At 70.3% G+C, this 20,511-nt stretch carries 17 protein-coding genes and 2 pseudogenes; 9 read left to right on the forward strand and 10 right to left on the reverse strand.

Annotated elements, in window-relative coordinates; all coding sequences use genetic code 11:
* Nucleotides 1–13 precede the first annotated feature (13 nt).
* The 3 genes from H0I39_RS10890 to H0I39_RS10900 are packed head-to-tail and all read left to right on the forward strand — an operon-like array spanning nucleotide 14 to nucleotide 1,046.
* A complete protein-coding gene (locus H0I39_RS10890; RefSeq protein ID WP_180550488.1) occupies nucleotides 14–352 on the forward strand; it encodes a hypothetical protein in 339 nt (112 codons plus the stop codon).
* A complete protein-coding gene (locus H0I39_RS10895) occupies nucleotides 295–858 on the forward strand; it encodes a hypothetical protein (protein WP_180550489.1) in 564 nt (187 codons plus the stop codon). Before H0I39_RS10890 ends, H0I39_RS10895 begins: the two co-directional genes overlap by 58 nt.
* Nucleotides 801–1,046 carry a hypothetical protein gene (locus tag H0I39_RS10900; RefSeq protein ID WP_180550490.1) on the forward strand — a complete coding sequence of 82 codons (246 nt, stop codon included), beginning with the start codon at nucleotides 801–803 and terminating at the stop codon, nucleotides 1,044–1,046. Before H0I39_RS10895 ends, H0I39_RS10900 begins: the two co-directional genes overlap by 58 nt.
* Nucleotides 1,047–1,315: 269 nt before the next feature.
* Here H0I39_RS10900 and H0I39_RS10905 read toward each other — a convergent pair whose 3' ends face one another.
* Nucleotides 1,316–2,134 (reverse strand): DMT family transporter, encoded by an 819-nt coding sequence (locus H0I39_RS10905; RefSeq protein ID WP_308645832.1) that lies wholly within the window; start codon nucleotides 2,132–2,134, stop codon nucleotides 1,316–1,318.
* Nucleotides 2,135–2,548: 414 nt separating this feature from the next.
* Nucleotides 2,549–3,841, reverse strand: coding sequence for a lysophospholipid transporter LplT (gene lplT, locus H0I39_RS10910; protein WP_180550491.1), 1,293 nt, complete (start codon nucleotides 3,839–3,841; stop codon nucleotides 2,549–2,551).
* Between the two features lie 329 nt (nucleotides 3,842–4,170).
* Here lplT and alr point away from each other — a divergent pair, with 329 nt between their 5' ends.
* The 4 genes from alr to H0I39_RS10930 all read left to right on the forward strand — a co-directional run bounded on the left by alr (nucleotide 4,171) and on the right by H0I39_RS10930 (nucleotide 7,175).
* The gene (alr, locus tag H0I39_RS10915) at nucleotides 4,171–5,268 is read left to right on the forward strand and encodes an alanine racemase (protein ID WP_180550492.1); all 1,098 of its coding nucleotides are present in this window, start codon (nucleotides 4,171–4,173) and stop codon (nucleotides 5,266–5,268) included.
* A gap of 130 nt (nucleotides 5,269–5,398) precedes the next feature.
* Nucleotides 5,399–6,112, forward strand: a complete 714-nt coding sequence (locus tag H0I39_RS10920; RefSeq protein ID WP_257645756.1) for a hypothetical protein — start codon at nucleotides 5,399–5,401, stop codon at nucleotides 6,110–6,112.
* 179 nt (nucleotides 6,113–6,291) lie between these two features.
* A complete protein-coding gene (locus H0I39_RS10925; RefSeq protein ID WP_257645757.1) occupies nucleotides 6,292–6,888 on the forward strand; it encodes a cytochrome c oxidase subunit 3 in 597 nt (198 codons plus the stop codon).
* A 2-nt stretch (nucleotides 6,889–6,890) separates the two neighbouring features.
* On the forward strand, nucleotides 6,891–7,175 hold the full coding sequence (locus H0I39_RS10930; protein ID WP_180550493.1) for a hypothetical protein: 285 nt from the start codon (nucleotides 6,891–6,893) through the stop codon (nucleotides 7,173–7,175).
* 292 nt (nucleotides 7,176–7,467) lie between these two features.
* Here the strand turns inward: H0I39_RS10930 and H0I39_RS10935 are convergent, their stop codons facing one another.
* From H0I39_RS10935 to H0I39_RS10950, 4 genes and pseudogenes are all read right to left on the reverse strand, one after another.
* Entirely contained in the window at nucleotides 7,468–8,226 is a 759-nt protein-coding gene (locus tag H0I39_RS10935; RefSeq protein WP_180550494.1) for a TSUP family transporter, read from the reverse strand.
* A 386-nt stretch (nucleotides 8,227–8,612) separates the two neighbouring features.
* Entirely contained in the window at nucleotides 8,613–9,965 is a 1,353-nt protein-coding gene (argG, locus tag H0I39_RS10940; protein ID WP_180550495.1) for an argininosuccinate synthase, read from the reverse strand.
* A gap of 248 nt (nucleotides 9,966–10,213) precedes the next feature.
* Nucleotides 10,214–10,888 carry a MarC family protein gene (locus H0I39_RS10945; RefSeq protein ID WP_180550496.1) on the reverse strand — a complete coding sequence of 225 codons (675 nt, stop codon included), beginning with the start codon at nucleotides 10,886–10,888 and terminating at the stop codon, nucleotides 10,214–10,216.
* A 298-nt stretch (nucleotides 10,889–11,186) separates the two neighbouring features.
* Nucleotides 11,187–12,675 (reverse strand): annotated as a pseudogene (locus H0I39_RS10950) (NAD-dependent succinate-semialdehyde dehydrogenase).
* A gap of 128 nt (nucleotides 12,676–12,803) precedes the next feature.
* Between H0I39_RS10950 and H0I39_RS10955 the strand changes: the two are divergent.
* A complete protein-coding gene (locus tag H0I39_RS10955; RefSeq protein WP_180550497.1) occupies nucleotides 12,804–13,901 on the forward strand; it encodes an NAD(P)-dependent alcohol dehydrogenase in 1,098 nt (365 codons plus the stop codon).
* A 579-nt stretch (nucleotides 13,902–14,480) separates the two neighbouring features.
* Here the strand turns inward: H0I39_RS10955 and H0I39_RS10960 are convergent.
* Together H0I39_RS10960 and H0I39_RS10965 are read right to left on the reverse strand one after the other, a co-directional pair.
* Nucleotides 14,481–14,816 (reverse strand): M23 family metallopeptidase, encoded by a 336-nt coding sequence (locus H0I39_RS10960; protein ID WP_308645833.1) that lies wholly within the window; start codon nucleotides 14,814–14,816, stop codon nucleotides 14,481–14,483.
* Nucleotides 14,817–15,092: 276 nt separating this feature from the next.
* Nucleotides 15,093–15,794, reverse strand: a complete 702-nt coding sequence (locus tag H0I39_RS10965) for a tellurite resistance TerB family protein (protein ID WP_180550498.1) — start codon at nucleotides 15,792–15,794, stop codon at nucleotides 15,093–15,095.
* Nucleotides 15,795–15,912: 118 nt separating this feature from the next.
* On the opposite strand from H0I39_RS10965, the gene H0I39_RS10970 reads away from it, so the two are divergent.
* Nucleotides 15,913–17,628, forward strand: a complete 1,716-nt coding sequence (locus tag H0I39_RS10970; RefSeq protein WP_180550499.1) for an IPTL-CTERM sorting domain-containing protein — start codon at nucleotides 15,913–15,915, stop codon at nucleotides 17,626–17,628.
* Between the two features lie 80 nt (nucleotides 17,629–17,708).
* Here H0I39_RS10970 and H0I39_RS10975 read toward each other — a convergent pair.
* Both H0I39_RS10975 and H0I39_RS10980 read right to left on the reverse strand, forming a co-directional pair.
* Nucleotides 17,709–19,408: pseudogene (locus tag H0I39_RS10975) on the reverse strand (GMC family oxidoreductase).
* A gap of 351 nt (nucleotides 19,409–19,759) precedes the next feature.
* Nucleotides 19,760–20,455: a hypothetical protein gene (locus H0I39_RS10980; RefSeq protein ID WP_180550500.1), complete on the reverse strand. Its 696-nt coding sequence runs from the start codon at nucleotides 20,453–20,455 to the stop codon at nucleotides 19,760–19,762.
* Nucleotides 20,456–20,511: the final 56 nt, after the last annotated feature.

Here is a 20,511-nt window from a genome sequence, read left to right on the forward strand (position 1 = left end):
CTCCCGAACCACCGTGCGCTACACCTACATCTTCATTGGCCTCACGCCGTCCGAACGCGCGCTGCTCGAGTCGCTGATGGCGCTCGACAGCGGCGGCGGCGACGAGCTGGTGCCCGTGGCGACGCCGGAAGAGGCGAACCTCATCGTCGTCAACGGCGACGACGCCAGCGTCGTCGACTGCCTGCGCGCCGGCAATCCGCAGGCGCTGATCGTGCTGGTCGGCCAGCCGCCTCGGTCGTTGCCGCTCGATCTGCCGGTGCTGCGCCGCCCGCTCGGATGCAGGCGGTGGCCGAGGTGCTGGTCCAGCTGGACTGGCCCGAAGACCGGGATACGGCCGCGCCGGCCAGCCTGAACCCCGTCTCCACCCTGCGGGCCGGCGCGCCCACGATACAGCCGCCGGTCAGCGCACACCCGCCCGAGTCGCAGTCGCCCGAGTCGCAGCAGGCTGAATCGCAGCCGCCCATGCCGCAGTCGTCGGCCTTCGCGCCCACCACGGCGTCGATGCCGATCACCGCACCGCATGTCTCCACCCTGGCGGGGCCGGCCGTGTCGGCGCGCGCCACCTGGGCCGTCCGCGAGCGGGCCCCGCTGACCGCACCCGCGCCACGCATGGCGCGCCGGGCGCACGCCGCCACGCCCTTCGTCGACGATGCCGACGCCGACCTGATGACGGTCGTCGGCGCGCTGGGCCGGCGCTCGCACACCTTGCCGCGCGGCATCCGGCGGCTGGGCTTTCGCGTGCGCCTGATCGAGGGGCAGACGCGGCGCTGGCCGCCTTCGCGCAACGGCCGGTCGATTTCGTGTTTCTCGACCAGGCCTCGCTGGGCGACGATCTGCTGCCGCTGGCGCGCGCGTTGACCGCCCAGCGCCCCATGCCGGGCCACCCGCCGCACGTGGTGGTGGTGGCGCGCCGCGGCACCGCCTTCGACCGCCTGCGCGCGCGCCTGATCGGCTGCGTCTGGATGGTGGTGCCGGTCGACCGCGAGCGCCTGCTGGGCTTTCTGGCCCGGCGCGGGCTGCATCCGACGGCGCGCTCGCGGCGCTGACACACTGGGGATCGGCGCGGGCGCCAGATGGAAGTCGCCTGTATGCGGCGCCCTGGCTGCGCTGGCTGCTATCAAATCAGCTTGATTGTCCAGAAGTCCCAGTGCGTGTTGTGGGAGCGGGCTGGCCCGCGATGAGGCATCTCCTCGCCACCAACGCCTGATCGCGGGCCAGCCCGCTCCCACACAGGGATGCGGTCCGCGCGTCATCCGGGGCTTCCTGATCATCCAGCAGATCAGCATCGAGCGGGCGCCGCTGACGCTGCGCCCGTTCATCCGGGCCGCCGCCCCGGGCGGATCGACAGCACCGCCGCCGACACGATGAGCACGCCGCCGGCCCAGGTCCACGCCGTGGGCGTGGCCGCGCCCAGCAGCACCGCCGACACGGCGGCGATCACCACCTCGGCCAGCATGATGAGCGCCGTCACCTGCGCCGGCAGCCGCGCGGCGCCGTACTGCAGCGCCAGGTTGCCGCCCAGGAAGGCCAGCGTCAGCGCCAGCGCCCACGGCAGCCACGAGACCGACAGCGCCGGCGGCGCGCCGCCCGCCAGGCCCGCCAGCACCAGCGCACCCGACATCGCCAGCCCGCCCGCGAACATGGCCAGCACGCGGGCATCGCGCGGCGTGTCGCGCCAGCGGCGCAGCAGGGCGTTGGTCAGCGCAAAGCAGAAGCCGCCCAGCAGCGCCAGGAAATCCGCCGCGCCGCTGGGCAGCGGCCAGGCGCCGCCCGGCCGGTGCAGCACCAGCACCAGCCCGGCCAGCGCCAGCCCCAGGCGTGCCAGCGCCGCCGGCGTGGGCCGCTCGCCCAGCAGCCACCAGGCCAGGCCGATCGACCACACCGGCATCAGGTAGAACAGCAGCGTCACGCGCACCACGTCGCCCACCGTCACGGCCCAGTTGAAGCCCACGTTGGTCAGCCCGGCGGCCGCCATCAGCGCCAGCAGGTGCGGGTGCCCCAGCAGGCTGCGCACGCTGGCCGGGCGCCACAGCAGCAGCGCCAACAGCGCCCCCGCGTACACCACGACCGTGCTCCACAGCGGGTGCAGCCCATGCCCGTGCAGCGCCTTGAAGGCGATCCACGACAGCCCCACACCATGGCGTTGAACAGCAACGCCAGCGCGGGGGCGGCGGAAGAGAGGAGGGGCGGGTCATGGCGGGCAGGGCAGGGCGCAGCGGGTGCGGCGCCACGGGGGAGAATCGATCCTGGGGCGTCGGCGGCATCATGCCTGGTCGGGCGGCGCGGGCTGGCGTTGTGGCGATGGATGGATAAAACTTGAGGGTATATGCCGTAAGCGCTTGAGTGACGGGCGCTGACGGATAGGTATATGGGGAGTATGTGATGAATTCGCCGCGGCTGTCTGCGGCACCCCCATCGCGGGCAAGCCCGCTCCCACAAGCCGAGACGCTGGTTTGCCCGCCGCCTGTCAGCCCCCTCAAGCGGCCGCGGAGCAGGCCATGCGCGAACGCCGTGGCCGGGCTTGTACCGGCCACCAGCGTTGTCCCCCTCAGGGGGATGGCGCGCAGCGCCTCAGGGGAGCGTTCTTTCCGCGCGCGAGCCGCATCAGCTGCTTGATCTCCGCCGTGTGGTGGCGCAGGTTGTGGCGGTACCAGAGCTGGATCAGCGCCATCGACACCACCACCACGGCGCCGAACAGCGCGATGGCCGCGAACGCCGACAGACCCAGCCCCGTGGAGGCGCTGTACAGAAAGCCCAGCGCCAGGATGCAGGCCTGCTCGTTGAAGTTCTGCACCGCGATCGAGCGGCCGGCGCCCATCAGGTTGTGGCCGCGGTGCTGCAGCAGCGCGTTCATCGGCACCACGATGTAGCCACCCAGCGCCCCCATGGCCACCAGGAAGGGCACGGCAATCCACACCCGGTCGACATACACCATGCCGATCACCAGCGCGCCCATCAGCACGCCCAGCGGCATCACGGTGGTGGCGCGGTCCAGGCGCACGCGGGCCGAGGCCATCACCGCCCCCACGGCGGTGCCCAGCGCCACCACGCCCACCAGCGTGGCGGCCTTGGTGGTGGAGTAGCCCAGCGCCGCATAGGCCCAGGCCAGCACGATGTAGCGCATGTTGCCCGACACGCCCCAGAACAGCGTGGTGGTGGCCAGCGAGATCTGGCCCAGCTTGTCGCGCCACAGGCGCGCGTTGCAGCGCCAGAAGTCGGGCAGCAGCGCCAGGGCGTGCGCCGGCATGGGCCGCATCTCCACCCCGGTGTGCGGAATGCGCAGGTTGATGGCCGCCGCAATCGCGTACACCAGCACCAGCGCCGCAATCGCCGCCTGCGGCCCGGTCACGATGCCCGGCAGGTTGAACGACAGCAGCCAGGGCGCCAGGCGCGGCCCCACCAGCTGCCCGCCCAGCAGCACGCCGAGGATGATGGAGGCGATGGTCAGCCCCTCGATCCAGCCGTTGGCCTTGACCAGCTGCGAGGGCGGCAGCAGCTCGGTCAGGATGCCGTACTTGGCCGGCGAATACGCCGCCGCGCCCAGCCCCACGATGGCGTAGGCCAGCAGCGGGTGGCCGCCGAACAGCATGGCCAGGCAGCCGACGATCTTGATCGCGTTGCTGACGAACATGACCCAGCCCTTGGGCCGCGAGTCGGCGAACGCGCCCACCCACGGTGCCAGGACGACGTAGAACAGCGCGAACATCGGCACCAGCGCGGCGCGCTGCCATTCGGGCCCGCCATCGGCGCGGATCAGCTCCACCGCCGCCACGAACAGCGCGTTGTCGGCCAGCGAGCTGAAGAACTGCGCGGCCATGATGGTGTAGAAGCCGCGTTTCATGCCCCTGAGGCGCTGGCGCGCCATCCCCCAGGGGACGCAGCCCCTGGCCGGCGCAGGTCCGGCCACGGCTGCCCGCGCATGGCCTGCTCCGCGGCCGATGGGTGCACGGGTGGCCTGCTGCGCGGCCACGAGGCGGGCCGTTGCGGGCAGGCGGTGGCTCGTGCACCACGGCCTGCGCGGGACGAAGTAACTGCCAAGATGTTTCCGCTCTGTAAGGGCTGCCGGGTTATAGCATGCACGCTTCCAGCGTGTGATGGCGGGTTGGACGGGCGATGCAGGTGCCAGAATCCGTGACTTTCGCCATTGGCGCCATTGCCTGAAGAGCTGCCATGCCTCGCCCGATCCACGCCACCATCCACACCGGCGCGCTGCGCCACAACCTGGCGCAAATGCGCGCCGCCGCGCCGGGCGCGCGGGTGTGGGCCATCGTCAAGGCCAATGCCTACGGCCACGGCATCGAGCGCGCCTTCGAAGGCCTGCGCGGCGCCGACGGCTTCGCGCTGCTCGATTTGGCCGAGGCGCAGCGTGTGCGCGATCTGGGCTGGCGCGGCCCGATCCTGCTGCTGGAGGGCGTGTTCGAGCCGCGCGACCTGGAGCTGTGCTCGCGCCTCAACCTGTGGCACGCCGTGCACGGCGACGAGCAGATCGACTGGCTGGCCACGCACAAGACGCACCAGCCGCACCGCGTGTTCCTCAAGCTGAACAGCGGCATGAACCGGCTCGGCTTCGCGCCCGAGCGCTTTCGCAGCGCCTACGCGCGGCTGCAGGCGCTGCCGCAGGTGGACGAGATATCGCTGATGACGCACTTCAGCGACGCCGACGGGCCCAAGGGCATCGGCGCGCAATGGGCCGTGTTCCAGCGCGCCACCGACGGCCTGGCCGGCGAGCGCAGTCTGTGCAACAGCGCCGCCGCGCTGCGCCACGCGCAGGACGCCGCCGTGCGCGGCGACTGGGTGCGCCCCGGCATTGCGGTCTACGGCTCGTCGCCCGACTTTCCCGAGCACGACGCGGCGCACTGGGGGCTGCAGCCCAGCATGACGCTTGCATCGAAATTGATAGCTGTCAACGCCCTGCCGGCGGGCGCCAGCACTGGATATGGCTCCATCTTCACCGCCGAGGCGCCGATGCGCATCGGCGTGGTAGCCTGCGGCTACGCCGACGGCTACCCGCGCCACGCGCCCACCGGCACGCCGGTGCTGGTCGATGGCGTGCGCACCCGCACGCTGGGCCGCGTCAGCATGGACATGATCGTGGTCGACCTCACGCCCGTGCCGCAGGCCGCGCCGGGCAGCGAGGTCACGCTGTGGGGCCGCGCCGGCAGCGGCGCCGTGCTGCCCATCGACGAGGTCGCGCACGCCGCCGGCACCGTGGGCTACGAGCTGATGTGCGCGCTGGCGCCGCGGGTGCCGGTCAGCGTCGAAGAATGAGCCAACATTCGGCATCCAGCCGGCGTCGCGCGAGCGCCAGGCGCTCAATTTCAGAAGCATCCGGGTCGAGGAAGACGCCCTGGTCCGACGCCTGCGCAGCCGCCACACGCTGTGGCTGCACGGCGGGCTGATGGGGTTGATCACGCTGCTCGTCATGTGGGGTGTGTCGACCGCGCTGCGGCACGGCGGCGTCGATTCGCTGGCCGTGCGCTACGCGCTGGCGCTGGGCGCGGGCTACCTGGCCTATCTGCTGTTGCTGCGCATTTGGGCCGGCATGCTGGTGCGCGAGGAGGAGCGCGACGTGCCCGACCCGGGCGTTCTGGACCTGGTGCCCTGGCCCGGTGGCGGTGCCTCGTGCAATGACGGCGTGCACAGCGGCGGCGGTGGCGACTTCGGCGGCGGCGGGGCCGATGCCGTGTTCGACGCCCCGGCGCAGGCGCTGGCCGAATGCGCAGGTGATGGCGGTTCGGCGCTGGGCGACGTGGCCTCGGGCGCGCTGGAGGCGGCCGGCGGCGCCGACGAAGGCGCCCTCGTTGTCATCCCGGTGCTGGCCGTGTTCGGCGCCGTGCTGGCGGCGGTGCTGGGCGGCGGCTGGTTGCTGCTGCTGTACTTCGGCTCCGAGGCGCTGCTGGCCGTGGCGGTGGAACTGGCGTTCGCCTACACCGCAGCCCGCACCGTGGTGCGGGTGGAGCGCGAAGGCTGGCTCCTGGCCGCGATCCGCCTGAGCTGGAAGCCGCTGCTGGGCGCGCTGGTCTGCGCGGTGGCGCTGGGCGCGCTGGTGGACCACTTCGCGCCCCAGGCCGACACGCTGGCGCAGGCCGTGCAGCAGTGGCGGGCGCGTTAGCGAATGCTCATCCAATAATAGCTGCGTGCGCTTTCTAAATAAGCGCTGCAGCCCGATTTGGCACTGAATCTGCCCGCCCGGCCGGCGCCGCGGGCTTGTCCTGTTTCAAGGCGCGGCCGGAGTGGATTGACTAGCATCAAATCCACTGTGTCCGCCGCCGAAACCATCTCTCCCTGGCCTTGGGCGATCCGCCCGCGGCCGCCGCGCCTGCCGAACAGGCCGAATCGGCGCGCCCCGGCTACACCGGCATGTGGGTGGGCATCACCTGCGAGTTCGTCGAGTTCGCGGTGTTCTTCGTCGTCTACTTCGTCGCCCGCTGGAGCTACCCCGACGTGTTTCGCGCCGGCGCCCCCAGGCTGTGGACGCTGGGCGGGCTGCTGATCACCATGGTCATGCTGACCAGCGGCTATGCGCTGGTGCGCACCGTGCTGGCCGTGCGGCGCGACGACCAGCGCGGCGCGCGGCTGTGGATGACCAGCGCCTTCGTCGTCGCGCTGGGCTACCCGCTGGTCAAGTGGCTGGAGATCCAGCACAACCTGGCGGCCGGCGTGGTGGCGGGCAACAACGCCTTCTTCACGGTGTACTACTACCTCACCATTAACCACTTCATGCACTCGGCCTGGGGCATTCTGGGCATGCTGTGGGTGCTGGTGCGCGTGTGGCAGGGCGCGTACCGGCCGGGTAACCCGAAGGGCGTCGAATCCATGGCCATCTACTGGCACGCCACCGACATGGTGTGGCTGATGCTGTTCTCGCTGTTCTATGCCTTCGTCTGACCATGAAGCGCCTGTTGCACGCCCTCGACCCGCGCAACGCCACCCAGGCGTGGCTGGCGCTGCTCGTCATCACCGTGGTTACCGCCGGCATCGCCGTGGCCGAGCGCGGCGTGCTGCCCTGGGTGGGCTGGATCATCGCCGCGCTGGTGTGGTGGAAGGCCTGGCTGGTGGCCGACCATTACCTGGAAGTGGCCGACGCCGCGCCGGTGTTCCGCCGCATCGTCGTGGCCTTCATCAGCCTCGCGCCGGTGCTGTTGGTGGTGACGGCGTGGATGGAGTCGCGGTGAGCGTCGGGGCTACATATACTCCCCTATAGGCTGGTCTTTATCGCCCGTCTGCCGGGCGCTGATACAACATACTCCCCATCATCGGCGCTGGCCTCGTGGCTTTGTGGGAGCGGGCTTGCCCGCGATGGGGCGCTGGTTCGGGCGCAGGCGCCGCCATTGCGGGCAAGCCCGCTCCCACAGCGGAGGGTCAGCCCATACTCCCTTGGCCGCTGCCCTGCAGCGCTTATATGCCAAGTGCTGGAGATGTATACCCCTTGTTGCTGCGGATGGCGCCACGCCGCACGCCCACCCCTCAGCGCAGAAACGCGTCATACCCCGTCTTCAGGATCAGCGCCCCCACCACCACGATGAACACGCCGCGCACGAAGCCCGCGCCGTGCTTGAGCGCCAGCCGCGTGCCGATCAGGCTGCCGGCCACGTTGGCCACGGCCATCACCAGGCCGATCTTCCACCACACGTGGCCCTTCATGGCGAACAGCGCGATGGCCGCCAGGTTGGTGGCCACGTTAAGCAGCTTGGCCGAGGCCGAGGCGTTGAGGAAGTCGTAACCCAGCAGCCGCACGAACAAAAAGATGAAAAAGCTGCCCGTGCCGGGGCCGAAGAAGCCGTCGTACCAGCCGATCACGGCGCCGATGGCGCAGGCCAGCGCCGTCTCGCGCGCCTGCGTGTGGCGCGGCGCGTGGGTGCGGCCCAGGTCCTTCTTCGCCAGCGTGTAGAGCAGCACCGCCAGCAGGATGAAGGGCAGCAACCGGCGCAGAAAGGTGGGGTCGATCAGCGTGACCACCCAGGCGCCAATGAACGAGCCCGCCAGCGCCGCGCCCGCCGCCGGCAGCAGCACCGCCCAGCGCATCTGCACACGGCGGCTGTACTGCACGGTGGCGATGCTGGTGCCCCAGACCGAGGCGCTCTTGTTGGTGCCGAACAGCGTGGCCGGCGCGGTGGTTGGGTAGACGGCGAACAGCGCCGGCACCAGGATCAGCCCGCCGCCGCCCACGATGGAGTCGATGCCGCCGGCCAGCAGCGAGGCCAGCGAGATGAGAACCAGTTCCATCAGGGATGCGGAATGCTATGGTGTTGATAGCTGCCAGCGCCTGCCCACCGGGCGCTGAGGGCCGAAAAGACCATGATCATACGCCGGGCCGCACGCCCCCGGCGCGCGCCGCGCGGGCAAGAAAAAGGCGCCGCTGGCGGCGCCTTTGAAAACATCAGCATGGGAATGGCTGAATCCGGAAATCTGTTTCTCGTGGTGGTCTCGCTTGTCTCCTGGGCCCCTTCGGCACCGCGGGAGTCGGTCGCGGCGCATGAAGTGAGATCAATGTAACAGTTGCCGCCTCATACCACATTGGGGCTTGCCCGTACGAAATTGGTGCGCCCACACGGGTTTTGGTGCCCAATTGCGTACTTTGTGCCGCGTTCTGCGGCAGTTGGCCCAGTTGGTCACTTCTTGCCGGCATCGCTCTCGTGCCCCAACTGCGGCAGCATCGAGCCTTCGCCCAGCTGCAGCAGCCCGGTGCGGCTGTACACCGCCAGCTTGCCGCGCGTGTCGGTGATGTCCAGGTTGCGCATGGTCAGCTGGCCGATGCGGTCGAGCGGCGTGAAGGGCGCGTTCTCCACCTTCTCCATGCTCAGGCGCTCGGGCGCGTAGGTCAGGTTGGGCGACTCGGTGTTCAGCAGGCTGTAGTCGTTGCCGCGGCGCAGCTCCAGCGTCACCTCGCCGGTGATGGCATTGGCCACCCAGCGCTGCGCCGTCTCGCGCAGCATGATGGCCTGCGGGTCGAACCAGCGGCCCTGGTACAGCAGGCGGCCCAGCTTGAGGCCGTTCATGCGGTACTGCTCGATGGTGTCTTCGTTGTGGATGCCGGTCACCAGCCGCTCGTAGGCGATGTGCAGCAGCGCCATGCCGGGCGCCTCGTAGATGCCGCGGCTCTTGGCCTCGATGATGCGGTTCTCGATCTGGTCGCACATGCCCAGGCCGTGGCGGCCGCCGATGCGGTTGGCCTCCAGGAACAGCTCCACCGGGTCGGCAATCTCCTTGCCGTTCAGCGCCACCGGGCGGCCTTCGGCGAAGCGCACGCGCACTTCTTCGGCCTTCACCTCGACTTCGGGCTTCCAGAACGCCACGCCCATGATCGGGTTGACGATGCGGATGCCGCTGTTCAGCTCTTCCAGATCCTTGGCCTCGTGGGTCGCGCCCAGCATGTTCGAATCGGTCGAATAGGCCTTTTCGGTCGACATCTTGTAGTCAAAACCGGCCTTCTGCATGAATTCCGACATTTCCTTGCGCCCGCCCAGTTCGTCGATGAACTGCTGGTCGAGCCAGGGCTTGTAGATCTTCAACGATGGGTTGGCCAGTAAGCCGTAGCGGTAAAAGCGCTCGATGTCATTGCCCTTGTACGTGCTGCCATCGCCCCAGATGTTGACGTCATCTTCCTTCATCGCGTTGACCAGCATGGTGCCGGTGACGGCCCGGCCCAGCGGCGTGGTATTGAAGTAGGTGGCGCCGGCGGTCTGGATGTGGAAGGCACCGCACTGCAGCGCGGCAATGCCCTCGTTGGCCAGCTGCGTGCGGCAATCCACCAGGCGCGCGGCCTCGGCGCCGTATTCCATCGCCTTGCGCGGGATGGCGTCGTAGTCGTCCTCGTCCGGCTGGCCCAGGTTGGCGGTGTAGGCGTAGGGGATGGCGCCCTTCTGGCGCATCCACAGCAGCGCGGCGCTGGTATCCAGGCCGCCCGAGAAGGCAATGCCGACCTTCTGGCCGACGGGAAGCGATTGCAGGATGGTGTGGGACATGGCTTGCGGCGGGCGGCGCCCGCGGTGATGTGAGCGTGGACGGGAAGCCGGCTATTGTCCGACGTTTTGCCGCGGCATCCGCGCCCGACGCCATGACTTCGCCGCTGCGCGGCGTGATGACGAAATGACGTCAGTGATGCGCGGAATGCCTCGCCCTCCGCTGGCGTCATGGCGGCGCAGCCGCCGTCATCGAAGCGCAGCGAGGTCATTTCGTCATCGCATCGCGCGCGAAACAGCATGACAAGCGCCTACAGTCCGCGCAGCAACTCCTGCGCGCCGTTCCACACGATCTGCACGCCCAGGCACAGCAGGATGAAGGCCGACAGGCGCAGGAACACGACCAGCCCCACCTCGCCCAGCGGCCGCAGCAGGCGGCCGGCGTAGCGGAAGGTGAGGAACACGCTCAGCCCGATCAGCACCGTGGCGGCCAGCCCGCCGGCGAAGTTGGCCAGCGACTCGGGCACGCGTGGGCTGTGCAGCGCCGCGCCCACGGTGATGGCGGCGGCAATCGAACCCGGCCCGCAGGTGAGCGGAAAGGCCATCGGGTAGAAGGCCTGGATGCGCACGTTGTCGTCGGTCAGCGACTGCGCCATCTGCGCCTTGTCGTCGCTGGCGGCCTGCTGGGTGTGCAGCATGCGCCACGCGGTGGAGGCCACGATCAGCCCGCCGGCCACGCGCACGATGGGCAGCGAGATGCCGAAGAAATCCAGCACGTAGGTGCCCACCAGCATGGCGCCGGCCAGCATGAAGAACACGTACTGCCCGATGCGCCGCGCCAGCAGGGTGCGCGTGCTGCCGTCGACCCCGCGCGTGAGCGTGACGAACACCGGCGCCGAGGCGGGCGGGTTCAGGATCGGCAGCACCGCCGCCAGCGCGAACAGCAGGCTCTTGCCGAAGGCCAGCAGCAGGGCGGGGAAATCCATGGCGCTAATGTAAGGGCGCGGCGGGGTGGGCGCTGAAGGGGTGTGGGGTGGATTTCGCAGGCGGGCGCCGTATACTCCCCATATTGATGTCCGCCAGCGCCCGTCTGAAGGGCGCTGTCGATTGATACTCCCCAATATTATATGTAGAACTGCTGTGGGAGCGGGCTTGCCCGCGATGAAGCGCATCGCCACAGGCAGCGCCGAATCGCGGGCAAGCCCGCTCCAACAGAAAGACAGGCCCCGTCCTGGGCAGCAAGCGCCGCTGGCCATCAGGGCCGATGCGGCGCGCCAGCCTTCGTCAGCCGCAGAACGTCGACACCGACTTGGTCGTCACGTACGCCTCCAGCGCCTCCGGCCCGCCTTCCGAGCCGTAGCCCGAATCCTTGACGCCGCCGAACGGCAGCTCGGGCCAGGCGGCGGCGGGCTGGTTGATCCACAGCAGGCCCACTTCCAGCCGCTCGGCGATCTGGTGCGCGTTCTTCAGCGACTGCGTGAAGGCATAGCCGGCCAGGCCGAAGGGCAGGCGGTTGGCCTCGGTCAGCGCCTGGTCCAACGTGTCGAAGCCGTGCACCACGGCCATGGGGCCGAAGGGCTCCTGGTTGAAGATGTCGGCCTCCAGCGGCACGTGGGCCAGGATGGTGGGCGCCCAGAAGTTGCCGGCGCTGCCCACGCGCGCACCGCCCGTGGCCACGGTGCCGCCGCGCTTCACCGCGTCGTCGGTCAGCGCCTGCATGGCCGACACGCGGCGCTCGTTGGCCAGCGGGCCCATGCGCGCGCCTTCGCTCAGGCCGTCGGCGGGGGCGAACTTCTCGGCCTGGGCGACGAACTTCTTCGTGAACTCCTCGACGATCGGCTTGGCCACCAGAAAGCGCGTGGGCGAGATGCACACCTGCCCCGCGTTGCGGAACTTGGCGCCGCCGGCGGTCTTGATGGCGAGGTCGATGTCGGCGTCCTCGCACACGATCACGGGCGCGTGGCCGCCCAGTTCCATCGTTGCGCGTTTCATGTGCTGGCCAGCCAGCGCGGCCAGCTGCTTGCCCACGGGGGTGGAGCCGGTGAAGGTGATCTTGCGGATGATGGGGTGCGGGATCAGGTACTCGGAGATCTGCGACGGCACGCCGTACACCAGCTGCACCACGCCGGCCGGCACGCCGGCATCGACGAAGGCGCGGATCAGCGCGGCGGGCGAGGCGGGGTCTCCTCAGGCGCCTTGACGATGATCGAGTTGCCCGTGGCCAGCGCCGCCGACAGCTTGCGCACCACCTGGTTGACCGGGAAGTTCCACGGCGTGAAGGCGGCCACGGGGCCGACGGGGTGCTTGGTGACGTGCGCCGTGCCGCGCAAATCGCGCGGCGGCACGATGCGGCCATACACGCGCCGGCCCTCGTCGGCCATCCAGTCGATCACGTCGGCGGCGGCCAGCACCTCGCCTTTCGCTTCGGCCAGTGGCTTGCCCTGCTCCATGGTCAGGTGGCGGGCGGTCGCGTCGGCGCGCTCGCGGAAGATCTGCGCCGCCTTGCGCATCAGCGCCTGGCGTTCGTGCGCGGGCACCTTGCGCCAGGCTTCAAAGCCTTTTGCGCGGCGGCCAGCGCGCGGTCCAGGTCGGCGATGCCGGCGTGCGCCAGGCGGCCGATCTCGGCGCCGGTGGCGGGGTTGAACACGGCCATGGTCTTGCCGTCGGCGGCGTCGCACCACTGGCCGTCGATCAGCAGCTGGGTGTGGGGGTAGTCGTGGGGGTGGTCATGAAGGTCTCCGTGCCAAAAAAGCGTGAACAAGTGCGCAGCCATCCATGCTAGCCGCAGCGCGCGGCGCCTGCTGTCGCCCCTTGGGCGGGCGGCTTGCCCGTGGTCAATGCGGTCGTCACGCGGGCGTGCTAAAAAGTCCCTTGACCCCAACCGCCAAAAAGGAGAACCGCATGGCCCAGATGATGAAAGCCGCCATCTTCGTTGAACCCGGTCGCATCGAGATCGCCGAGAAGCCGATCCCCGACGTCGGCCCCAACGACGCGCTGATCAAGATCACCACCACCACCATCTGCGGCACCGACGTGCACATCCTGAAGGGCGAATACCCGGTGGAGAAGGGCCTGACCGTGGGCCACGAGCCCGTGGGCACCATCGTCAAGCTGGGCAGCGCGGTGAAGGGCTACCAGGAAGGCCAGCGCGTCATCGCCGGCGCCATCTGCCCCGACTTCAACAGCTACGCCGCGCAGGACGGCGCGCCCAGCCAGGACGGCAGCTACCTGGTGGCCAGCGGCCGCTGCGGCTGCCACGGCTACAAGCTGACGGCCGGCTGGCGCTTTGGCAACCTGATCGACGGCACGCAGGCCGAATACGTGCTGGTGCCCGACGCCGCCGGCAACCTGGCCCCCGTGCCCGATGGCCTGACGGACGAGCAGGTGCTGATGTGCCCCGACATCATGTCGACGGGCTTCGTCGGCGCCGAGAACGCCAACATCAAGATCGGCGACACTGTGGTCGTCATCGCGCAGGGCCCCATCGGCCTGTGCGCCACCGCTGGCGCCAAGCTGCGCGGCGCCACCACCATCATCGCCGTGGACGGCAACGACGAGCGCCTGGCCGTGGCCAAGAAGCTGGGCGCCGACGTGACGCTGAACTTCAGGAACGTGGACGTGGTGGACGAGGTGCTGAAGATCACCGGCGGCAAGGGCGCCGACAGCGCCATCGAGGCGCTGGGCCTGCAGTCCACCTTCGAGCAGGCCATGCGCTGCATCAAGCCGGGCGGCACGCTGTCGAGCCTGGGCGTGTATTCGAGCGACCTGAAGATCCCGCTGGGCCCCTTCGGCGCCGGCCTGGGCGACCACAAGATCAACACCGCGCTGTGCCCCGGCGGCAAGGAGCGCCTGCGCCGCCTGATGAACGTGATCGAATCGGGCCGCGTGGACCTGAAGCCGCTGGTGACGCACGAGCGCAAGCTGGACGACATCGTGGAGGCTTACGACCTGTTCGCCAACCAGCGCGACGGGGTGTTGAAGATTGCGATCAAGCCCTGAGGGTTGGTTGATGGGGTTGGGGGCGCTGCTGGCCGGGATGTGCGCCCGGCGGCGCAGTCACTTTCTTTGTCTCGCCAAAAGAAAGTAACCAAAGAAGGCGACCCCACTGGCCGTGTCCCTCCGCTTCGCTGCGGGCAGCCTGCGATGCTCGGTCGCGGGGCGGCGCTGCGGAACTCGCTTCGCGCTTGCGCGCTCCGCTCAAACAACCGCAGCGAGTCAGAGCACGAAGCATGGGCTTGCTGCGCAGCCCATGCCCGCCCCACGCCCTGCGCTTCTCGGCACGGCCAGAGGGGAGGTGAAGCCCACACGGGCCATCGCTGCGCTCGGCCTTGGCTTGTCAACGCCGCTGCTTCGCGCGGCGTGCTGTTTACTCCCTCTCCCGCTGGCGGGAGAGGGCTGGGATCCAGCACCCCTGTGGGAGCGGGCTTGCCCGCGATGGCCGCATCCCATCCAACCGAAGCGCAGATACTCCTGTATATCAGCTCGTCAGCGCTTGATGGCTGGTCGCTGAAGTCATATACCCCATGTGAAAGACTTCATCGCCATGCCCCACACCCCCGACGCCCGCCCCGCCAGCACTCAGGGCCTGCGCGACCCGGCTCCCTGCGCCCCTGCGCGCACCAGCGGCCACGGGTTCAGCGCCCCATCGGCGCCGTAGATGCCGTAATGCAGATGCGGCGGCGTGCCCTGTGCGTTGCCGGTGGTGCCCACGAAGCCGAGCAGCGTGCCGGGCTGCACCACGTCGCCGGTCTGCAGGCCGGGCGCCCAGTCGTCCAGGTGCGCGTAGTAATGCCGCTCGCGCGCCGGCCCCAGCACCCACACCTGCCGGCCGCCCAGGCCGCCGTCGCGCACGGCGGTGACGATGCCCACCGTGCTGCTGCGCACCGGCGTGCCGCGCGGCGCGAAGATGTCCACCCCTCGTGCCCGCGCGCGCCGCCGTCGCGCGCGGCGCCCCAGGTGTCGGCAATGCGGCGCGCGGCCACGCCCTCCACCGGCACCGGCAGGGCCGTGGGCGGGTCCATCCGCGTGATCTGCCACAGCATGCGCGGGCGGTCCATCAAAGGCTGCTGCCACAGCCAGCCGCCGCCCCGCCACAGCACCGCGCCCCACAGCGCCAGCCACAGCAGGCTGCGCAGCCGCTGCGCCATGCTGCGGCGCGGCCGGGGGCGCGGGCGGGCGGGCACGCGCGCTTCAGGCCCCGGCGGTGGCCTGCGCCAGCTGGTGCTGCAGGCGCTGCTGCAGCGCCGGCTCCAGCTTCAGCTGCTTCGCCAGTTCGTCCAGGTAGGCACGCTCCATGAAGCTCTGCTCATCGGCCACCAGCAGGCTGGCCAGGTACATCTCGCCCGCCATCTCGGGCGTGGTGGCGGCGCGGGCCACTTCGGCCGGGTCGAGCGGCTTGGCCAGTTCGGCGTTCAGCCATTGCTGCACGTCGGCGGCCAGGCCCTGGCGCGCCAGCTCGCCCTCGATCAGCCCGCGCTCGCGCGCGTCGATGTGCCCGTCGGCCTTGGCGGCGGCCACGATGGCCTGCAGGATGGCGGCGCTGTGCGCGCTGGCCTGCGCGGCGGGCAGGCGGTCCACCGTCTGCGGCGTGGGCAGCGCGGGCGCCTGTGCCGGCGGCAGACCCGCGGTGCCGGCCTGCTGGCGCTGGTATTCGGTGTAGGTGTTGTAGACTATCATGCCCAGCGCCGCCAGACCGCCGTAGCTGGCCAGCTTGCGCGTCTTCTTGTTCTTGCCCAGCAGCAGCCCCAGCGCCCCGCCCGTCAGCGTGCCGCGCCCGAAGTCGCTGTTGATCGCCCCGCCGATGCCGCTGCCACGGTTGGTCTGGTTGGCGCCAGTGACGGTGGCGCCGGCGGATTTCAGAAGGTGGTCGAGGAAGCCGGTGAGGTGGTTCATGGTGCTAAGACGGCCAAATAAAGCCTGATGAAGATGGGGTGAGACACAAGAGTATCAACCCGGTGGGGATTGAGACAAAACTCACGCTTTCGTTTCGTTTGATGTCAGAGGGGCCTTCATGTACCAAAACAGGTTGCCGCAACGCTGTTCGTCCACGTCGCAGGACGTGCCCGCCGTGTTGCCGCGTTATCCCGGCTGGCGCTGGCGCAGTGTGGTCTTGGCCGGCGCGCTGGGCTGTGGCATGTCGCTGGCCGCGGCGCAGACGGTGCTGCTTGACGGCGCCACCGGGCCGGCGACGGTGCCGGCGGGGGTGTATTGGCTCGACGTCACCGTGACCAGCGCCAGCGGTGGTGGCGGTGGCTATGACGAAGGCGCCAAGGCCGGCGACGGCGGTGCGGGTGTCACTGTCACGGCACGTGTGGCTGTCGTGCCTGGACAGACCGTGAGTGCCGTGATCGGCCAGGCGGGCGCCGGCGGTTTGCCCAAGCAGATCGGCACCGGCGGCGGCGCGGGCGGCGCGGGCGCAGGTGCCGGGGGCAATGGCGGCAACGCCAACCTGAACCCCAACAGTGGCGGCGGTGGCGGTGGCGGTGGCGCCAGCGTGGTGACCATTGGCAGCTCGGTGGTGCGCGCTGGTGGCGGCGGCGGCGGTGGCGGAGGATCGTGGCAGATCATCGGCGACCCTGGAGCTTCCGCAGCCACCTCCGTGGCCAACGCAGCCGACTGCGCCACGCCGGCCCCAGGGGAGCCGGGCCTGGGCGCTTTGCCGGGTGATGGCGCTGGCGGCGGCGGCGGTGGCGGCGGCTACCTGGGCGCCGCAGGCACCGGTGGCGAGACCGCGATCGAGGACGGGCCCGCCATTGGCGCCCCTGCGCAAGGTGGTGGCGCGGGTGGTTCTTGCGTGTTCATGACCGGCCCCAACGTGCTGGAGGCCGCGCCTATGGCCGTGGCCGGGCCCGCTGGGGGCGTCGGCGCGTCGACCAATGCCGCTGGTGGTCCGGGTAACCGGGGCACGGTGCGCGTGGTGACCAATGCCAGCGCGCGCCTGGAGGCGGCCATGGCGGCGGCGTTCAGCAACGTGCCGCCCACCTTGATGCCGGGCCAGACCAGCAACGTCACGCTGACCTGCACCAACAACGGTCCTGGTGCGGCCATCGACGCCGCCTGTGTACCCACCGTCGCCAGCGGTGGGGCCACGGTGTCCAACGTGATGTGTACGCCGCCGTCGCCTGCCGCCGTGCTCGACCCCGGTGCCGCGATGGTGTGCACCTTCGACCTGACGGCGACGAGCAGCGCGGGACCAGTGGAGCTCGCCGGCACCGCCAGCGGCGGCACCGGCCCCGACGCAGTTGCCACGGCGGAGACCGCCGTGCAGGCGGCGGGCATGAGCGTGGCCATCGGCCTGCCGGCCAATGTGATCGCGGGAGCCACCGCGCCCGGCACGCTGGTGTGCACCAACAGCGGGCCAGCCGCCGCGCCGGTCGCCACCTGCGCGCTGGATGCCCTGCCCGCCGGCAGCGGCGAGGTGCGCAACCTGGTGTGCACGCCGACACCGCCGACGCCACTGGCGGCCGGCGAGGCGATCAACTGCACCTTCGACTACGTGGCACCGGCGGCGCTGCCGGCCGGCCCCGTCACCCTGCAGGCCAGCACGACGTCGGGGCTGACGGGGGCGCCGGTGGTCACCGCTACCGCCAGCCTGACGGTCACCCAGGCTGGTGCGACCGGCGTGCAGGCCGTGCCCACGCTGCAGTTCTGGGGCCTGCTGCTGATGAGTGGCCTGCTGGCCGGCCTGGGGCTGCGCGCGCAGCGCGGCCGCAGCGGGCGCCGCTGACCGCGCGGCCGCGGTCAGCGCAGGGCAGTCATCCGTCGGGCCGCGCCCTGCGGCTCGGCGTGCGCCAACGGCGTTTTCTCTCAACCCTGCCGCAGGGGCTCAAGCCCCCGCCATCCACCTGCCGCCTTCTCCGCCATCATCAGCGTGGGGCTGTTGGTGTTGCCGCTGGTGATGGTGGGCATGGCGCCGGCGTCGACCACGCGCAGGCCGGCGATCAGGCCGTTGGCGCCGTCACGCACCTGCAGGCGCGGGGTGAGCACGGCCATGGGGTCGTCGTCACGCCCCATCTTGGTGGTGCCGACGGGGTGGAAGATGGTGCTGGCGATGTCGCCGGCCAGGCGCGCCAGTTCCTCGTCGGTCTGGTACTGCACGCCGGGTTTGAACTCTTCGGGCTTGAAGCGCGCCATGGCGGGCTGGGCCATGATGCGGCGGGTGACGCGCAGGCTGTCGGCGGCGACCTGGCGGTCGTCTTCAGTGGCCAGGTAGTTGGGGGCGATGGCGGGGGCGTCGTCGAAGCGCGGGCTCTTGATGTGCACGGTGCCGCGGCTGGTGGGGTTGAGGTTGCACACGCTGGCGGTGATGGCCGCAAAGCGGTGCAGCGGCTCGCCGAAGGCGTCCAGACTGAGCGGCTGCACGTGGTATTCGATGTTCGGCCACTCGAAGGCGGGGGATGAGCGCGTGAAGGCGCCGAGCTGGCTGGGCGCCATGCTCATGGGGCCGCTGCGGCGCCACGCGTATTCCAGCCCGATCAGGCCCTTGCCCCACAGCGTGCTGGCCAGCTGGTTCAGCGTCTTGCCGCCGGCGATCTTGTAGACGCTGCGGATCTGCAGGTGGTCCTGCAGGTTGGCGCCCACGCCGGGCAGCTCGGCCATCATCGGCACGCCGTGCTGGTGCAGCAGTTCGGCCGGGCCGATGCCCGACAGTTGCAGGATCTGCGGCGAGCCGATGCTGCCGGCGCTGAGCACCACCTCGCGCGCGGCGCGCAGCGTCAGCGCCTGGCCGCCGCGCACCAGTTCTACGCCGGTGCAGCGCAGGCCAGCATCGCCGCGCTCGATCAGCAGTCGCCTGACCTGCGCGCCGGTCCACACCGTCAGGTTGGGGCGCTGCAGGGCGGGGCGCAGAAAGGCCTTGGCGGTGTTCCAGCGCCAGCCAGCCTTCTGGTTGACCTCGAAGTAGCCCACGCCTTCGTTGGTGCCGCGGTTGAAGTCGTCGGTGGCGGGGATGCCCGCCTCCTGCGCGGCGGCGGCGAAGGCGTCGAGCACGTCCCAGCGCAGGCGCTGCTTCTCCACGCGCCACTCGCCGCCGTGGCCGTGCAGTTCGCTGAATTTGGATGAAATCGGGCTCTGGCGCCCGTCTGGCGAGCGCAAGGCGCTATCGAGTTTGTAGTGATCCTCGTGCGCCTTGAAGTCGGACAGGCAATGGTCCCAGCGCCATTCTTCGTCGCCCGTCAGCGCGGCCCACTGGTCGTAGTCGCGCGACTGGCCGCGCATGTAGATCATGCCGTTGATGCTGCTGCAGCCCCCAGCACCTTGCCGCGCGGGTAGCGCAGGGTGCGGCCGTTCAGGCCCGCGGCGGGCTCGGTCTGGTAGAGCCAGTCGGTGCGCGGGTTGCCGATGCAGTACAGGTAGCCGACGGGGATGTGCACCCAGTGGTAGTCGTCCTTGCCACCGGCCTCGATGAGCAGAACACGCCGCGACGAATCGCGCGACAGCCGGTTGGCCAGCAGGCAGCCGGCCGTGCCGGCGCCGACGATGATGAAGTCGAATGTGGGCTCGCTCATGGCGCTTGTCTCCTGCGGCGGCAGCATGCCACAGGGTGGGGCGCGACGGTGTCGCTGATGCTGCGGGGTGCGCCGGCGTGTTGTGGGAGCGGGCTTGCCCGGGATGGGGCGGTTGTGTGGAGGTGACGCCTATCGCGGGCAAGCCCGCTCCCACAGAGCCGTGAGCCAAATCGGCCTCCAGCGCCCGACCAACAAGCGCGGGCAGCTACAAAAACAATAGAGATCGGCGCCGCGCAGCAGGCGCCTTCCGATGGCCGCGGAGCAGGCCACGCGGGAACGCCGCGGCCGGACCTGCGCCGGCCGCCAGCGTTGTCCCCCTCAGGGGAAGCGGCGCCAGCCGCTCAGGGGAAGTCATCTCACCGGAAGAAACGCCAGCAGCGGCGCCGCCACCAGCCCCTGCACGTAGCCGATCAAGGCGCGGCGGTAGCGCTCGGTGGTGTAGGTGGCCAGCAGGTCGAGCCGGCCGATGATCTTGCCGAACTCGCGCTCGAAGCTCAGGTTGCGCGCGTCGGGGCCGATCTCGTTGGCCAGCAGCAGCGGCTGGCCCTGCGCGTTCTTGCGCGTGTTCAGCACCCACAGCGCGATCTCCATGTTGCGGGCGGCGTTGTACAGGTGCTGTGGATCGACACCGTCGAGGTAGTAGAACTCGCGCTTGCCGCCGTGCGCGGTCACGATGGTGTCGGCGCAGGCGACGATGAAGGCGGCCACGCGGTCGCCGGCAAAGTCGGGCGACAGCGCCAGCGACAGCGCCGCCACGTCGCGCTGGCCGGCCAGCGGTGCCCACGGCTGGGCCGACAGCAGTGCCAGCTCCAGCTGCGCCAGCGCTGTTTCGCGCGTGGCGGCGCTCTTGCGCCACTCGGCCGGGTTGCGGCGGTACAGCTTGTCCGCCAGCAGCATCAGGCTGCGGTGGTTGGCCGCCATGGCGTTCTGGGTGATGCGGTTGCCCTCGCTCTGCAGCAGCTCGCCGCTGCTGAACTCGGCGCCCTGCACCGCGCCGCGCGGGGTGGGCGCGCTGCTGCAGCCGGCCAGTCCGGCGCAGGCAAGCAAAGGGCCGTCGCAACGGCCCTGATGGCGTGCCCGCCAGCCACCACGGCGGCTGCGGG

Source organism: Ottowia beijingensis, from assembly GCF_013423955.1.
GTDB classification, from domain to species: Bacteria; Pseudomonadota; Gammaproteobacteria; order Burkholderiales; family Burkholderiaceae_C; genus Ottowia; species Ottowia beijingensis.

Coding starts and splice junctions, on each gene's coding strand:
- H0I39_RS10955 (WP_180550497.1), top strand. CDS start 12,804: ATGGCCCAGATGATGAAAGCCGCCATCTTCGTTGAACCCGGTCGCATC.
- alr (WP_180550492.1), top strand. CDS start 4,171: ATGCCTCGCCCGATCCACGCCACCATCCACACCGGCGCGCTGCGCCAC.
- H0I39_RS10970 (WP_180550499.1), top strand. CDS start 15,913: ATGTACCAAAACAGGTTGCCGCAACGCTGTTCGTCCACGTCGCAGGAC.
- H0I39_RS10965 (WP_180550498.1), bottom strand. CDS start 15,794: ATGAACCACCTCACCGGCTTCCTCGACCACCTTCTGAAATCCGCCGGC.
- H0I39_RS10935 (WP_180550494.1), bottom strand. CDS start 8,226: ATGGAACTGGTTCTCATCTCGCTGGCCTCGCTGCTGGCCGGCGGCATC.
- H0I39_RS10945 (WP_180550496.1), bottom strand. CDS start 10,888: ATGGATTTCCCCGCCCTGCTGCTGGCCTTCGGCAAGAGCCTGCTGTTC.
- lplT (WP_180550491.1), bottom strand. CDS start 3,841: ATGAAACGCGGCTTCTACACCATCATGGCCGCGCAGTTCTTCAGCTCG.
- H0I39_RS10930 (WP_180550493.1), top strand. CDS start 6,891: ATGAAGCGCCTGTTGCACGCCCTCGACCCGCGCAACGCCACCCAGGCG.
- H0I39_RS10920 (WP_257645756.1), top strand. CDS start 5,399: ATGGGGTTGATCACGCTGCTCGTCATGTGGGGTGTGTCGACCGCGCTG.
- argG (WP_180550495.1), bottom strand. CDS start 9,965: ATGTCCCACACCATCCTGCAATCGCTTCCCGTCGGCCAGAAGGTCGGC.